Genomic DNA, 15,486 nt, shown 5'->3' with positions numbered 1-15,486 from the left:
ATTATGTCATCACTTGATTATAAGCGTTATATGTGTGTTGTATGTGGTTTTATTTATGATGAAGCTGAAGGATGGCCTGAAGATGGTATTGAGCCAGGAACTAAGTGGGAAGATATTTCAGATGATTGGGTTTGCCCTGATTGTGGTGTCAGTAAAGAAGATTTCGAAATGATTGAAATTTAATCATATAACTTTATAAACACGACTTGATTTTCTTGCTCAAAAATATGATTTTTCAACTATACTTTCGATTATAAATTATATAACTAGATAATGAGGGTATATCAATTATGGAAAATAGAGATGATACAACTCAGATGAGTACTGAAGTAACAGTTGAATGTGTTATTGCACTAGTTCTAGGTATTATTAGTCTAATCACTTGGTCATGGCCTTATATTGGGCTTCCTGTGAGTATTCTGGGGTTAATTTCAGGGGTATTAGCTCGTCGCAAAACAACAAATTCAATGATTCGTATCGCAGTGATATTATGCGTGATTGGTTTGGCTATTTCTATTATTTATATTGTCGCAACAACCTATTTAAACTATAAAGGTTATAGTTAATATAGGAATATAAAATTATAATAAAAACTTACTTTAAAATTTCAAATTACATTTGATTATTGTATAATAAATTTAATAATTTAAATTAATGTAATAAAGTATGTAGTGGGTTGCAATTAAAATGCCAAGTAAAAAAGCCACTATTGGCGCAAAAATTAGTACTAAAGCTAGCGTTTCTGAAATTATTGCTGTAAAACCAGATATTAGTCCTCAAGAGAAGCGTCGGAAAGTTCTTGAAATGAAAAAAATAAAAAAATCAACATCATTAAGGGCTTCTATTGGTTTAAGCGATAGTATTTATTATTCAGATGATAGTTCTGAAGACTCACAACCAATCTCTGATATTAGACATATAGACGATCAGCGATATATTAGAATAGCCGTCATATCAAGAGAGGCAACACATAGTTTCGCTAAAAAATATAATTCAGTTGCTAAAAGGACAACATCATTTGAATCAAATAGCTCTTTAAGTTTATCATTATCTTCTTCATCAAGTTGTGATGACAGTAGAAAATATTTTGGTATGACTGAGAGTGAAAAGTCTCTAGTTGATCAACATATTAAGAAAACAAAATCAATTCCTGCTGCTATAGATGAAAAGGGGTTTATTGAGTCAGTACAGTTACAGTTAGAAGGAAAGGCAACCCCACATGTATTAACAATATTAGAAGGGCATATTGCACCAGCTGAAATGGTTATAAACAATCATGGAAAAGATCATAAATTTATCAAAGTGCAGCGCTTTGATGGTGTTAATGCTAGAAACCAAATTGATCATAAACAGTCTATGTCCGCTTATATTCGAGAGGATTATCTTGAGTATTTTAATGTATCGACTTTAGATATTGCAGTTAGTCAAGTAGGTAAGAAAACTAGTGTTACTGTTGGTATTGATCAATATGCAATTCTTTGCCCTGAGGAGGAAGTATTACTTAAACATAAATGTTTAATAGCTAAGTATGCTATTGATGATCAAACATATGCTAATGTAATTGTGCATATTCCAAATGAATATGCCAAAGATCCTGAGGCGGTGAATGTAGCTATGAGAGCTGTTAAGGAAGAATTAAAAACAAAGCATGATATTAACATGGTCGGTTTTCATGGTGATACTAATTTTTTGTCATTAAATAGTGGTGGAAAAGCACCAACAGTTAATGGCTCGACTAAAAATGGGACAGTGATTAAAACTTCCAGTGGTGGTGGTATGACATACTTTATGCAAGATAATATACTTGAAGAGTATGATGATGTAAAATGCGCATATGGTACAGCATTACAAAACGTAGTTACTACTAAAAATACTGGTAAAGCGGGGGCAGGTGTAGGTATTGATCATCCATCATATATGATATGGATAGAGCACGATAAGCCATTAGAGTCTATTGACTGCCCTTTTGTTAGTGATATGGCTGTAGATGATGAACCACCATTACCTGAAAGTAAAGATAAGCCTTCTTCTTTGGCATTAAGTAGTAGCTCAGATACACTATTTTATAGTTACTCAACTGATGGTAGTGATAAAGAGTTTAATAGTGATGTAATGTCAGTTGGTTAATTAAATTAAGCCATATTATTAATAATAATTAATGCGCAGCAAATGGTAATAAAAAGGCTCATTAATGAAATGTGTTTTTTATTTTGCACAAGTGTAATAGCGAACCAAGCAATCATACCCCAAGCAACACCTTCAGAAATTGAAAAACCGAAAGGAATTAAAGTTGCAGTTAAAAACGCAGGAATAGCATCTTCAATATTATCCCAGTTTACATTGACAATACTGCGCATCATATAACAGCCGACTAACACTAATATAGGTGCTACAGCAGATAATGGAACCATATCAATTAGAGGTGCTAAAAACATAAAAGGTAAAAATAAAAGCCCCGCTATTACAGCTGTTAAGCCACTTCTACCACCTGCAGCAATACCACTAGCAGATTCAACAAATACAGTAGCAGGACTGACTCCAATAATACCAGAGACAGAAGAAGCAGCTGAATCAACCAAAAGAGATTGGCGCATTCTTAAGGGTTCACCTTTTTTATCAATCCAGTTGGTAGAGTGGGCTAAGCCAATTAAAGTACCACTTGAATCAAAAATATTAATAAATAAAAAAGTTAAAATTACAGGTACAATCGATAGCTTTAATGCACCCCATAAATCCAACTGAAAAAATAATGAAAAATCAGGGCTTGAAAATATATGATCTGGTAATGAAACCAATAGGGGTGTTGAATCAACAATTCGACCAAATGGTAATGAGATAATCGTTGCAAAAATAATACTAATAATCATTGCGCCTTTAATATTTTTTACCGTTAAAATGATAAGCAGTAGAAAGGATACTAAAAAAACGAAAAATGCAGGGCTTAAGTGACCAAATTTAATTAAAGTTGCTTCAGAAGGAACAATAATATGTGCATTTTTAAGACCAATTAATGTGATAAATAAACCAATGCCTGCTCCTAAGCTATTTTGTATGGATTTTGGAACTGCTTGAATGATTTTCGTTCTAATATTAAAAATTGCAAGAAGTAAAAAAATAATACCTGACCATAGTACAGCACCAAGTGCAACATGCCAGTCAATATCCCATAGTTTAACAATGGTAAATGTGAAAAAAGCATTCATACCCATGCCTGGAGCTAAAACGTAAGGATTTTTTGCATATAATCCCATGGCAATCGTTGCAAATGCACTAATAATAACGGTTGAAGTAACTAGTGCATTAAATGGCATTCCAGCAAGTGATAGAATTTTTGAATTAACGATAATAATATACATTACAGCAAGAAAAGAGGTTAAGCCGGCAACAATTTCAGTTTTAAAATTAGTTTGTTCACGATTAAAATTAAAATATCGAGCGATCATTTGCATTGAGTTATCTCATATGTAGTTATTTTTCATTGTGAAAGGCTGTATTATAACCAATTGATTCAAAAAGTAGAGAAATATTTTATGATTATTGATTAAAATAACATAGCTGGATTCTTTTTATTATCTAATTTAAAGTAATAGGTGAAATTTCTATAAGGATTATTCAAAGGTTGATATGATGGCATATGCAGTGATTATTTCAATAACAGCAATTCCAGCAGTATTAATGTTATTAGGTAGTTTAATTGCGATTTATAAAACACCAAGTCAAACACTAACAAGCGCAATTCAACATTTTGCTGCAGGTATCGTTATTGCAGCAGTTGCAGTTGAATTAGTGCCAATTTTATTATCACATATGATGAAACTTGATATAGCAATAGGCTTTATATTAGGTATTATTGTTATGCTAATTATTGATCACTTTAATCATAAATTTGAAAAAGCAGATAAACAAGAAAAGCAATTACCATTAGGGTTAATTTTAGCTGTAGCAATTGATCTATTTATTGATGGTTTATTGGTGGGGGTGAGTTATTTAGCAAATGAACGAAGTGGGATTATAATCGCTTTAGCTTTAGCCTTAGAAACATTATTTTTAGGCGTATCTGTTATTATTGACATGCAAAAACAATCGATTTCTAAAACAAAAAGCATGAGTATTATTTTAATTATGGCATTATTAATTATTATTGGTGCAGTGATAGGTTATGGTGTTGTATCTCATTTATCCAGCCACTGGCAAATTGGTATTATTGCTTTTGGTGTAACGGCATTATTATATTTGGTTGTTGAAGAATTATTAGTTAAAGCACATAAATTACACGATACAAAGTTTACAACTTCAATGTTTTTTATTGGTTTTTTAATCGTACTTTTAATCTCATAAAAAGGTTTGCTTATGAAAATTTTAATTGCTGGTGGCTCAGGGTTTGTTGGTTGTACTTTAGCTAAATTTTTATCTCAATGGCATGAATTAACTTTGTTATCAAGAAAGAAACAAAAAGATCTTGAAGGTTATACAGCTGTATTAATTTGGGATGAATTAAACGAATCAAATATTTCACAGTTTGATCTTGTTATTAATTTATGTGGTTATGGTATTGCTGAAAAAAAATGGTCTCCTAAAACAAAGTTTAAAATTATTGATAGCCGTATTAAACCGACTAAAAAGTTAGTTGAATTAATTGGTAATAAAGCAATATGGTTAATTAATGCCAGTGCAATTGGTTATTATGCCTTTTCAGATGAAACACAATCTGAAGATGACCATATTCAAATAGATGAAGAAAGTTATTCATTTAGTCAGATAGTGACACATAAATGGGAAAGTATGCTAACAGAGTCAAATTTAAAACAATATAGTATTCTACGTTTTGGTGTTGTATTGGGAAAAAACGGCGGCATGATTTTTAAATTAACTACACCTGCTAAATTTGGATTAGGTATGAAAATTGGTGATGGTAAGCAACTAATATCTTGGATTCATATTGATGATTTATGCCGTGCTATTGTACATATAATTAATCATGAAATGATCAATAGTGCTTTTAATCTTACAGCACCTAAAGCATGTACACAAAAACAGCTGATTCAGGTACTATGTAATTTATTATACCGACCGCAAATTTTTTCAATGCCAAAATTTTTAGTAAAAAAACTCTTTGGACAAATGGGAGAAGAGTTATTACTCAGTTCACAAAATATTAAACCTGAAAAATTGCTTAATAGTGGATTTAAATTTGATTATCCAATTATTGAAGCAGCGTTGTATGATTTAATTAAGAAATAATAATCTAAAATAAAGTATTTTTATTTTATTTGCATAAAAATCAGATTAAAATTAGTATTATAGCAATATTATCAGTTATCATACTTAATACGAAAAATTGAACTATTTTTTCTGATCACAATTATATTTTAAAGTTACTTAAATGACAAAGGGGTTGCCATGAAATATTACAAATTAACACCTAAAGAAGAGATATTAGAAACTGCTTTTTGGAATGCTAATAGTGTACATTTTGAATCTGCAATTGTACAAGCAGATGATGAAATGGAAGCTAGATGTATTGCTGAAATGAATTATGGTATTTCTTATGAAAAAGATATTTCTAGTAAAGGTATTTGGTTAAATAAATACTATGTTGATGCAGATGAAATTGATGGCTACTTATTTAATCAATTAATTAAACCCTTTGAAATATTATCTATTAACGATAATCATGATATCTTTAATGCGACGGTACATTAAGCTATAAAGCTTTTAATAATTTCTGAAATTAAAGGTTGTTGTGTTGGCATAGTATGTCCTGCATTTAAGACTTTAACCCATAATAGCTTTGGTGATAATTGTACTTTATAACCTAATAATTTATTCTTATGATACCATTTAGTTTGATTAATCTGTTTATCATTCAAACCTGAAATAACAAGTAATTTAATCTTATTGTGCTTATGTCGCTTTGCAAAGGATGAAAGTTACTGATTTAGTAAGAAATTGCTCAATTATCAAGAGAGGTGTTTAAAAGTGCGATAGCTAAGTTTGTGAAAGAATTTGCACCATCAATGGAGTCGCTACTACCAAAATTTCACCATCATCAATGCGTAAGTCATATAACTATTTTATATTTAATTTACTACTGAAATAATTGTTATTTTTTTATCTTTATTCAATGTTTGATTATAAGAATAATAATTTAGAATTAATAAATAGATTATATGCTTTAAATTGAAAGGTGGGTTGCATCTGTTATCTAAGAATTTACCTCTTCTAAGTATATGTCAAAGTTTGTTTTAAGAAGTAAATAAGATAGGGAGTTGCTATTATGCCAAAAGCGTATACTTTGCCTCATATTAAATCTATACCTGTTAAATTTCAGCTAACAGCTGCTTCATTGGATGCATATGAACGAGGTGCTGACGATCAAGGCTATATATTTTTAGTTGATATGACAAATGGTAACATCCATATGCTTCCAGCATTTAATAGAGATGATGGGAAAGTAAGATTAGATAAGCATGGTATGAAATTTGACATGCATATTGATTCAATTCAGCCTCTAGGAGCAAACACAGGTGATGCCCATATGCAGGCTTTAAATAAGCTAGGCCTAGGTGATAAAGGGGGTGTTAATGGGCTTATTTTAGGGGGAGGGCTTTGGAAAGGATCTGATGGAAAAATTAGAGAAATACGTAATAGGTCATCTTCTCAAAATATGTTTTCAGTAAAGTATACTAAAGAGTACATGGAGATGTTTAAAAGGAACATAAATCGAGGTCATAAGTTAGGACATGCAATAGGGCAAAAAAGAGAAATACCAACAGATGTATTAGGTCCAATTATGGGCGCATTGAAGTCTCAAATAGGGTTCCAATCTGATGATATTTCTCAAGTGATTACTCGAGAAATCAGAACGCACTTTTATTTACAATCGATGTATCAACACTCATCTTATTTATCTGAATTGATAAGTACGAGAAACGAAAAAAAATGTATCGATTTATTAGATAAAGAAATTGATTGTAATCCAATATATGGTATAGGAAAAAATACGACACAGTTTTTATGTTTATGTAGATATTCACCAGAGAAGATTGATGATCTTTTAAATTTATTATCTAGATCACGCTCAGGGGTTGATGCTTTAGTTAAGGCATTAACTATGCCAGATGCAAAAGGAGTTACTGGTTTTACATATCTATTACATCATTATCCAAGTTTATTTATAAAAGCTATAAATATAGTAGATAAAAATGAGAATTTGCCTGATGCATTAATTTCAATTTTAAAAACTAAGAATACTAATGGCGAAACGGTGTTTTCTCAATTAACAAGAGATAACTCTAATGTGTTGGAGTATGCACTTGACAAACTACAACATCATAAGGGCTGCTCAGATGCGCTAATTGCTATATTAAAAGAAGAAGATAATAAAGGAGATACAGGGTTTTCTTGGTTAGTTTATAAAAAACCAAGGTTACTAGGAACGGTCCTAAAATTGATTCAACATAACCATGGCGCATCAGATGCATTGATATCTGCATTACAAGCAAAGCATGTAACAGGAACAACTGGGTTATATTGGTTACTTGATAAGTATCCAAAAGCATTAAATTATATTCTTGATATGACAGAGAGTAATCCAAAAATTTCAGATGCTTTAGTCGCTGCACTGCCAGCAAAAACTAAGTTAGGTAATACAGGATTTTCACAGTTATTGAAATATAACCCTAATCAGGTAAGTAGAATTTTAGATATTATTCAAAAACACCCTCAAGCATCAAGTGCACTTGTTACATCACTTGTAACAAGTAATAAAAAAGGTGATACAGGATTATCATTATTATTGGAAAAAAACTCAAAACAGTTTCAAAGAATATGGAATCTGATTGAAAAAGATCCTAAATTACCAGATGCTTTAATTTCAGCATTAGGTAAATCAAATGATAAAAGTGAAACAGGTTTTTCATGGTTGGTATTTAAAAAGCCAAAAATGTTACTAGCTGTACTTGATGTAATTAAAGATCATCCAAAAGCACCTGAGATGTTACTTAAAGTATTGCAGACTAAAGAGTCAAGTGGACATACTGGATTTAGTTTGCTGATGAAGAAGAATCCACATGCAATAAATAATATTTTAGATATTATTTTAAGTGATAAAAGTATTTCACTAGATGATGTTAGTGAGAAAATGTCTGATCGTAATAAGTCACTACAGTTATCATTATCAATATTATCTAATTATGCAGATTTAAACATAGAAGACTGTTATAGGGTAATAGGTAATCCAGCTTTGTGTGCAACAATTATTGGGTGTGCTTTAGAAGGAGATTTTGATAGAAGTAAATATAGAAAAATTAGAGATGATAGAGAACTTCAACAATCAATATATTTACTTGCAAAAAAAGATAATTTTACTAGAAATGATTGGCTAGCGATCAAAGATAATCAAATATTACAAGATATAGTTATTAATCTGAATTACATAACTTATGATGATTGGCAACAATTAAAGAATAATGATACTTTGCAAAAAGCGATTATATTATTAATTAAAGCTAGAGTTTGTGATAGCGATAGTTGGAATCAGCTTCTTCAAAATAAGGTTTTACAAGTTGCGCTGTCAAGTGTGTTTAACTTAAGATCTTTATCTCGTCAAAACATAGCTGATATATGTAGTAACGCTGATCTTCAATTAGCTTTATCTCAAGTTCAAAAAACGGGTGGTGTAACAGAAGCTGATTGGGATAAAATCAAAAATAATTCAAAACTTCAAAAAGCAATTATTGCTACTTCATTTAAAGGTGATTTTACTAGAAATGATTGGAGATTAATAAGAGAGCATGAGGTTTTACAAGATTTACTGGTCGAGTATTTAGATAAGCGAGGAGGAGTTTTAGAAGAAGATTGGCAGAACCTTTCTAAAGATATTATCTTAAAAGGTCTTGAAAAGGCAAAAGAGGTAACTGGAGATGAGCATAAGCTAAAGATGGTAGAGTATTTCAAGCAACGATTAAGTAATGGTAGTGATGTTCCAAAAGTACTTTGTAGTGCCGCTCGTGCCATGTCTCACCATGCTAGTTGGTATAGATCTAGAAAAACTGATAAGATGCCTGATGCTTATCTAGCAGCTGAAGACTACTTTAAATGTGCTAAAAGTTTATTAGGTATATCTGATGTTCAATGGAAAACTGTTTTTGATAAAACAGTAACAGATACACATAAGTATGACACTTATAAATTTCTAAAAAAAGAGTTGCAAAATACTTCACTAAGTGAGCTTACTGCTACTGTATAGCTTTTTTTTAAAGATAAAAATACAGAGTTGTATAAAAAACCTAAGTATTTAAATGATAAAATCTCTAACAAACTCAGAAATTAAAGGTTGTTGTGTTGGCACAGTATGTCCTGCATTTAAGACTTTAACCCATAATAGCTTTGGTGATAATTGTACTTTATAACCTAATAATTTATTCTTATGATACCATTTAGTTTGATTAAGCTGCTTATCATTCAAACCTAAGTTTGTTAGCCAAAGTCTGGTTCCCCAATATCCACTAGGAGAACCATCATTCAAACCTGAAATAACAAGTAATTTAATCTTATTTTTTAATAGTTTTTGATAAATAGGTAAGACTGAGTCAAGTTGTAATCTACCATATAAATCCCAGATATTAGTCATTGGTTGATAGGTTTGCTTTAGCTTTGCATGAATTGCTTGGCGGGTTATTGGAGAGTTTAAACAATTAACCCAACCACCTTTTTGCCAGTTAGAGTCTTGGTTGGTATCAGCTATATTATGTGAATTTAAACCACTTGATTGAGTAATATAATCATCAAGCTTTAAGCAAGTTTGATTGCAATCAGTTGATTGATTGTTACATACGGCACATTGTTGGTATAAAGCTTGTGATTGCTTTAGTTGTTTAAAGTCTATTAATCCATGGCTGTACGCAAACATTGGCATACTTTTATATTGTGTTTTAGGGGCAACCCAACCACTGATAATAATAATGCCTTTGAGTTTTAATTGATTGGCTGGGTCATTTAAAATACTATTAGCTAATAAAGCCATATAAGTTCCAGCATAAGATTCGCCAGCAAGATAGATATCGTGACTTTTCAAATTAGGATGCTTATTAAAAAAAGCTTTAACTGCACTATAGTATTGTAAATTGCCAGACTTAGGTGAGGTAGGTAAATTTTTCTTTGTTGTAAATGACAAGCCAATGCCAAGTGGTTGATCAAAAACTAAATAGTTAGAAAATTTTGACCAGTCAGCATGATCAGTCGCTGTTTGGAAAATAGGTTGGTTTTGTTTATTTAAATGACAGCTATATGGGCCATTTTCTTTAAATAATCCATATAAACTGCTGGTACCTGGTCCGCCAGAAGTCCAAATAATAATGGGAGTATTATCATTATTTTCTTTCGATTGAATATACCAGTAATAGATATTTTTAGCATAACCAGCATATTGAATTTGATTAAGCTTACCAATACCGGGTAATGTTTTAATCTGATCAGATTTTTGAGCTAGTAAAAATGAAGGTAAAACGAATAGAAGAAGTAGTAAAAAGTAATTGCATCGTTTAAGCATAAATCATCCAGTATATTTTATTAAATTTTTTTACGTTGATAACTAAAGTAATCAAATTTTTATGATCAATCAATGGTTGATTTATATAATACAAAGTTTGATATAGGATAACGTTAGATATCATTATATTGAATTATAGTTTTACCTAAATCTTGATTGATAAAATCAATATAAACAATATTAGGTTTTGGGTAATGTTGATCAATAATTAAATTATTTAATTCTGTTTTTAGATGACCATTTGCAGTATCTGCTAATTTTTTAATATCTAATTGAGTGATTGAACCAGTCAGAGTCCATGATAGTAAAAATAGATAGTTTTGGTTTAGCCCACCATATTGTTTTAACTTACTAGTTTGATCTGTTTTCATTTGATCATAATCTGATTTATCTGAATACTCATCATATACAGAAATATTAGAATTGATTGTTTTAGTTTCAGGATGATAATCGCTATAGCTAAACGTTCCTTCATTAGGATTAATTAAATTATCATGATTATATTCTGAATCAAAAACTGCAATAATTTTTCCTCTGACTTGTCCAAGTTGTAAGTTTGATAAATTTACATCTTTATTAACTGTAACATATAAATATTGTTTGTATTTCTCTTTTAATAAATTAATCACTTCTTGGGTTTCTTTTTTAGGATCATAATCTCCATCGCTGCGCGTATGTGAAAATTTTAAAATGACAAATTCACTTGGATGCTGACGTAAGTACTCTGTGGTTTGATCAAGTATATTATCTAAAAAATCACCATCACAACCAATGCCGTCAGTTCGATGGTATGTTGTCAATCTGTGATCATCAAAGTCATCACTAACACGGATATCAAAATATCGTGAACCATAAGATAATTGATCATAGATATTAGCACCTTGAGCTTGTGTCCATTGAGGTGCGACAAAAAACGTGCAGTGTTTCGTTAAATACATCCCAGCATCATGACTACCAGGTATTACCAATTGACTAATTTTAGTACTATCAGATAGTTGGTTCATCCAATTTGTTGTATCACTATCTGTATTAGCAAAACTATAGTTGTATGCAAATAAAGATAATATAAAGAATACTTTAGAAAGATGCTTCATTAATCAACCCCTGTATTTTATATATGTCTGGTTATATAGTATTGCATTTTTGTTGGTTAATTACTACCGTAAATCTTATATAGACTTAAGGTATTTAGCTAAATCATCTATAACTTAGTCAATTGCAAGTATATAATAGTACTTATCAGTAAATTTAAAACATTTAAAAAGATAATGAATATTATACTTGGTATTACAGGCGGTATTGCTGCATATAAATCAGTTATACTTGCAAGATTATTTATCCAGTCAGGCTATGATGTGAAAGTTGTAATGACTGAGCATGCAAAAAACTTTATTCACCCAAATACCTTTCATGCCATTACCGGTCATAAAGTTTATGATCAATGTTATGAAAATGACTTTAATCCAATGGCACATATTGAATTAGCAAAGTGGGCTAACTTAATTATTATTGCGCCAGCAACAGCAAATAGTATTGCAAAATTAGCTCATGGCATTTGTGATGATCTATTATCAACAGTTATACTTGCAACAGAAGCTAAAGTGTTTATTGCACCATCAATGAATAAGATTATGTGGCATAAACCAATTACCCAAGAAAATATAGAAAAGGTTATTACATTAGATTATGAAATTATTCAACCTGAAAGTGGTGAACAAGCTTGTGGTGATGTAGGCACGGGTAGAATGGCTGAACCTGAGAGAATTTTTGAAATAGTGAATAATAGTCAAAAGCCGTCACAGATTATCCCTGAGTTAGTTGCTAAACAATTTGTGATTACAGCGGGTCCAACACAAGAAGCAATTGACCCAGTTCGATATATTAGTAATCATAGTTCTGGAAAAATGGGTTATGCAATTGCTGAAGTATTAACACAAGCAGGTGCAGAAGTTATATTAATCAGTGGACCAACATCGATTCCAAAACCCAAAGTTAAATGCTTAATCAAAGTTAATACAGCAGAAGAAATGTATCATGCAGTATTTGATCATATTAATCAGTGTGATGTATTTATTGGAGCAGCGGCAGTTAGTGATTATCGAATAATTCAGCCAAGCCAACAAAAAATCAAGAAACAAAATGATCAAGATTTATTAGCATTAGAGTTAACTAAAAATGTTGATATACTAGCTTCAGTTGGTAAATTGGATAAAGATTTAAGACCAAAAGTTATTGGCTTTGCAGCAGAAACACAAAATCTTCTAACTTATGCTAAAGAAAAATTAATCAATAAAAATTTAGATATGATCATAGCAAATGAAATAAAATCGACAGGTGAGCCTTTTCATAGTGAATACAACCAAGTTAGTATGATTACATCAAGCGGTAAAGTTTATAAATTTGATTCAACAACAAAAGCTAAACTAGCACACCATATTGTTAATTTAATTACAGAAGTATGTTTTAATCCGAATCAGGGTGACTTAAGCAGAAAGTTAATAGAGCATCAAGAGTGTTTAGATTTAGCACAGGTTTTTTAAAAGAATAGTTTTAGCGAATTAGAGAGTTTTAATGTTTGAAAATATATCGGATACAGGCGAAAAAACTAATCAACTGAATCAGCCGTTAGCAGCACGGATGCGTCCTGACTCTTTAGAAAGCTTTTATGGCCAAGCACATTTAGTTGGTGAGGGCAAAGCATTACGACGCTGTATAGAATTAGCTCAATTATATTCAATGATTTTTTGGGGGCCTCCTGGCACTGGTAAAACAACGTTAGCAAGAATCTTAACACAATCAGTTGATGCAAAAATTGAAGAATTATCTGCTGTAACATCGGGTGTAAAAGATATTCGTGCAGTAGTTGAACGAGCTAAAACAAGGCAATTAACTGGAGAAAATACAGTATTATTTGTTGATGAAGTGCATCGCTTTTCAAAATCACAACAAGATGCTTTTTTACCACATATAGAAAATGGGACGTTTATTTTTATAGGTGCGACAACTGAAAATCCATCTTTTGAGTTAAATAATGCATTATTATCTCGTGTTAGAGTACATGTTTTAAAAGCATTAGAAGAAAATGACTTGGTAAACATCTTAGAAGGTGTCATAAAAAATGAGCATGTAGAATTTACAGATGAACATCAGAAATTATTAATTGAGTCTTGTAATGGTGATGCACGAAAATTATTAAATTGGTTGGAATCAATTTTAGAGATGGCGCCTGAAGTTGATGGTACAAAAAAAATTAATCTTGAGTCAATTAAAATGGTTTTAGGTCAAAGTCTCATGACATTTGATAAAGGGGGTGAGTATTTTTATGATTTAATCTCTGCTTTGCATAAATCAGTTCGAGGTTCAGATCCAGATGCTGCGCTTTTTTGGTTTTCAGCTATGTTAGAAGGTGGGGCTGATCCTTTATATATTGCAAGGCGAGTAGTTAGAATGGCATCAGAAGATATTGGTAATGCTGATCCAAGAGCATTACAGATTGCATTAGATGCTTGGCAAGTTGTTGAGCGTTTGGGTTCGCCAGAAGGAGAATTAACATTAGCTCAAGCAATAATTTACATGGCAGTTGCACCAAAAAGTAATGCGGTATATAAAGCTTTTTCACAAGCACAAGCAATGGCTAGAAAACATCATAATCCTTTAGTACCTATGTATTTACGAAATGCGCCAACAAAGTTAATGAAAGAAATGGGTTATAATAAAGGCTATCAATATCCGCATGATTATAAAGATGCCTTTGTTGAAGGTGTACATTATTTCCCAGAAGCGGTAAAAGCTGAAATTTTTTATCATCCAGTAGGTCGAGGCTTAGAAGCATCAATTAAAGAGAAACTATTAAAATTAAGACAAACTAAAAAAGATTAGTTATATATAAACCATATAAAAATAAGGGAAATGATAATGCAAGATCTTGGACATTTAACAAAAAGAATTCAAATTGAGGCATTTGGTAATCCTGAAGTATTGAAACTATCTGAAACCCCTTTAGTTAATTTATCTGATGATGATCAAAATAAATTATTAATTAAAGTATTAGCTGCAGGTGTTAATCCAATTGATGCAAAAATAAGAGAGGGTACTAGCTTTGTTGCAAAGCGTTTGAATTTGCCAGCCGGGCTAGGTTTTGATGTTTGTGGTAAAGTCATTAAATGTAGTGATGATATTAGTGATTTTAAAATAGGAGATATTGTTTTTGGCGCTATTGATCGAAATTTAAACCCTTGTGCCTATAGTGAGTATTGTATTGTTAAAGCCACTGATATGGCATTAAAACCTCAAGGCTTATCTAATATTGATGCTGCAGCAATTCCAATTGCCGGATTAACAGCATGGCAGTCATTATTTCGTAAAGATAATATTAACTTAAAAAAGGGTCAGCGTGTATTAATTCATGCAGGTGCTGGAGGGGTAGGACATATTGCAGTACAATTGGCAAAATATGCTGGTGCTTATGTGATTACCACTGCAACAAAAAAACATCATCAATTTCTAAAATCTTTAAAAGTAGATGAAATAATCGATTATTCAGAAGTAAAATTTAATCAAGTTATCCATGATATAGATCTTGTTATTGATTTAGTTGGTGGTAATACTGGTATTGAATCATTAACTGTTTTAAATCAAAATGGCTTATTGGTCACTGTACCAACGATTACACATTCTGATGTCATAGAAGCAGCAAAAAAACAACATAAACAGGCAGTAACATTATTAATTGAAAATAGTCGCTCAAATTTATTAACTCTTGCAAAGTTAGTTATTGAAGGAAAGTTAAAAATTAATATAGCAGCTGACTTTCCACTTGCCTCTGCAAAAGAAGCACATTATTTATTAGATAAAAAACAGACTCAAGGTAAAATAGTTTTAACGGTTTAGTCGATATTTCATCCTGATTTAATTGAAATAATTTATTAATTAAT

14 protein-coding genes are annotated in these 15,486 nt (G+C 31.1%); 10 read left to right on the top strand and 4 right to left on the bottom strand.

The window, feature by feature from the left end:
* Window positions 1–3: 3 nt before the first annotated feature.
* The 3 genes from KFE69_08095 (at window position 4) to KFE69_08085 (ending at window position 2,127) form a co-directional block, all read left to right on the top strand.
* Window positions 4–183, top strand: coding sequence for a rubredoxin (locus KFE69_08095; GenBank protein ID UTW41473.1), 180 nt, complete (start codon window positions 4–6; stop codon window positions 181–183).
* A 107-nt stretch (window positions 184–290) separates the two neighbouring features.
* Window positions 291–566, top strand: a complete 276-nt coding sequence (locus KFE69_08090) for a hypothetical protein (protein UTW41472.1) — start codon at window positions 291–293, stop codon at window positions 564–566.
* A gap of 121 nt (window positions 567–687) precedes the next feature.
* On the top strand, window positions 688–2,127 hold the full coding sequence (locus tag KFE69_08085) for a hypothetical protein (GenBank protein UTW41471.1): 1,440 nt from the start codon (window positions 688–690) through the stop codon (window positions 2,125–2,127).
* A 5-nt stretch (window positions 2,128–2,132) separates the two neighbouring features.
* Here KFE69_08085 and KFE69_08080 read toward each other — a convergent pair whose 3' ends face one another.
* Window positions 2,133–3,443, bottom strand: a complete 1,311-nt coding sequence (locus KFE69_08080) for an NCS2 family permease (GenBank protein ID UTW44038.1) — start codon at window positions 3,441–3,443, stop codon at window positions 2,133–2,135.
* A 181-nt stretch (window positions 3,444–3,624) separates the two neighbouring features.
* Between KFE69_08080 and KFE69_08075 the strand changes: the two genes are divergently transcribed.
* The 3 genes from KFE69_08075 (at window position 3,625) to KFE69_08065 (ending at window position 5,703) form a co-directional block, all read left to right on the top strand.
* Complete coding sequence (locus KFE69_08075) at window positions 3,625–4,338, top strand: zinc transporter (GenBank protein UTW41470.1); 714 nt, start codon at window positions 3,625–3,627, stop codon at window positions 4,336–4,338.
* 12 nt (window positions 4,339–4,350) lie between these two features.
* Entirely contained in the window at window positions 4,351–5,241 is an 891-nt protein-coding gene (locus tag KFE69_08070; protein ID UTW41469.1) for a TIGR01777 family oxidoreductase, read from the top strand.
* Window positions 5,242–5,400: 159 nt separating this feature from the next.
* Window positions 5,401–5,703, top strand: coding sequence for a hypothetical protein (locus tag KFE69_08065; protein UTW41468.1), 303 nt, complete (start codon window positions 5,401–5,403; stop codon window positions 5,701–5,703).
* Here KFE69_08065 and KFE69_08060 read toward each other — a convergent pair.
* The gene (locus tag KFE69_08060; GenBank protein ID UTW41467.1) at window positions 5,700–5,870 is read right to left on the bottom strand and encodes a hypothetical protein; all 171 of its coding nucleotides are present in this window, start codon (window positions 5,868–5,870) and stop codon (window positions 5,700–5,702) included. The genes KFE69_08065 and KFE69_08060 overlap by 4 nt on opposite strands.
* Window positions 5,871–6,277: 407 nt before the next feature.
* On the opposite strand from KFE69_08060, the gene KFE69_08055 reads away from it, so the two are divergent.
* The gene (locus KFE69_08055) at window positions 6,278–9,250 is read left to right on the top strand and encodes a hypothetical protein (GenBank protein ID UTW41466.1); all 2,973 of its coding nucleotides are present in this window, start codon (window positions 6,278–6,280) and stop codon (window positions 9,248–9,250) included.
* A gap of 48 nt (window positions 9,251–9,298) precedes the next feature.
* Here KFE69_08055 and KFE69_08050 read toward each other — a convergent pair whose 3' ends face one another.
* Complete coding sequence (locus tag KFE69_08050; protein UTW41465.1) at window positions 9,299–10,552, bottom strand: hypothetical protein; 1,254 nt, start codon at window positions 10,550–10,552, stop codon at window positions 9,299–9,301.
* A gap of 113 nt (window positions 10,553–10,665) precedes the next feature.
* Window positions 10,666–11,646 (bottom strand): hypothetical protein, encoded by a 981-nt coding sequence (locus tag KFE69_08045; GenBank protein UTW41464.1) that lies wholly within the window; start codon window positions 11,644–11,646, stop codon window positions 10,666–10,668.
* Between the two features lie 174 nt (window positions 11,647–11,820).
* Between KFE69_08045 and coaBC the strand changes: the two genes are divergently transcribed.
* Genes coaBC through KFE69_08030 form a run of 3 tightly spaced genes read left to right on the top strand, consistent with a single transcriptional unit; the run spans window position 11,821 to window position 15,442 of the window.
* Window positions 11,821–13,092 carry a bifunctional phosphopantothenoylcysteine decarboxylase/phosphopantothenate--cysteine ligase CoaBC gene (gene coaBC, locus KFE69_08040; GenBank protein ID UTW41463.1) on the top strand — a complete coding sequence of 424 codons (1,272 nt, stop codon included), beginning with the start codon at window positions 11,821–11,823 and terminating at the stop codon, window positions 13,090–13,092.
* 31 nt (window positions 13,093–13,123) lie between these two features.
* Window positions 13,124–14,431, top strand: coding sequence for a replication-associated recombination protein A (locus KFE69_08035; protein UTW41462.1), 1,308 nt, complete (start codon window positions 13,124–13,126; stop codon window positions 14,429–14,431).
* A 36-nt stretch (window positions 14,432–14,467) separates the two neighbouring features.
* The gene (locus KFE69_08030; GenBank protein UTW41461.1) at window positions 14,468–15,442 is read left to right on the top strand and encodes an NADP-dependent oxidoreductase; all 975 of its coding nucleotides are present in this window, start codon (window positions 14,468–14,470) and stop codon (window positions 15,440–15,442) included.
* Window positions 15,443–15,486 lie beyond the last annotated feature (44 nt).

Source organism: bacterium SCSIO 12844 (genome assembly GCA_024397935.1).
Taxonomy (GTDB): Bacteria; Pseudomonadota; Gammaproteobacteria; order Francisellales; family Francisellaceae; genus M0027.
This window is presented reverse-complemented; position numbering and strand designations above follow the sequence as displayed.

Excerpts from the sequence above, each read along its gene's own strand:
- KFE69_08085 (UTW41471.1), top strand. The coding sequence starts at position 688 with ATGCCAAGTAAAAAAGCCACTATTGGCGCAAAAATTAGTACTAAAGCT.
- KFE69_08070 (UTW41469.1), top strand. The coding sequence starts at position 4,351 with ATGAAAATTTTAATTGCTGGTGGCTCAGGGTTTGTTGGTTGTACTTTA.
- KFE69_08035 (UTW41462.1), top strand. The coding sequence starts at position 13,124 with ATGTTTGAAAATATATCGGATACAGGCGAAAAAACTAATCAACTGAAT.
- coaBC (UTW41463.1), top strand. The coding sequence starts at position 11,821 with ATGAATATTATACTTGGTATTACAGGCGGTATTGCTGCATATAAATCA.
- KFE69_08030 (UTW41461.1), top strand. The coding sequence starts at position 14,468 with ATGCAAGATCTTGGACATTTAACAAAAAGAATTCAAATTGAGGCATTT.
- KFE69_08045 (UTW41464.1), bottom strand. The coding sequence starts at position 11,646 with ATGAAGCATCTTTCTAAAGTATTCTTTATATTATCTTTATTTGCATAC.
- KFE69_08090 (UTW41472.1), top strand. The coding sequence starts at position 291 with ATGGAAAATAGAGATGATACAACTCAGATGAGTACTGAAGTAACAGTT.
- KFE69_08075 (UTW41470.1), top strand. The coding sequence starts at position 3,625 with ATGATGGCATATGCAGTGATTATTTCAATAACAGCAATTCCAGCAGTA.
- KFE69_08080 (UTW44038.1), bottom strand. The coding sequence starts at position 3,443 with ATGATCGCTCGATATTTTAATTTTAATCGTGAACAAACTAATTTTAAA.
- KFE69_08055 (UTW41466.1), top strand. The coding sequence starts at position 6,278 with ATGCCAAAAGCGTATACTTTGCCTCATATTAAATCTATACCTGTTAAA.
- KFE69_08095 (UTW41473.1), top strand. The coding sequence starts at position 4 with ATGTCATCACTTGATTATAAGCGTTATATGTGTGTTGTATGTGGTTTT.
- KFE69_08050 (UTW41465.1), bottom strand. The coding sequence starts at position 10,552 with ATGCTTAAACGATGCAATTACTTTTTACTACTTCTTCTATTCGTTTTA.
- KFE69_08065 (UTW41468.1), top strand. The coding sequence starts at position 5,401 with ATGAAATATTACAAATTAACACCTAAAGAAGAGATATTAGAAACTGCT.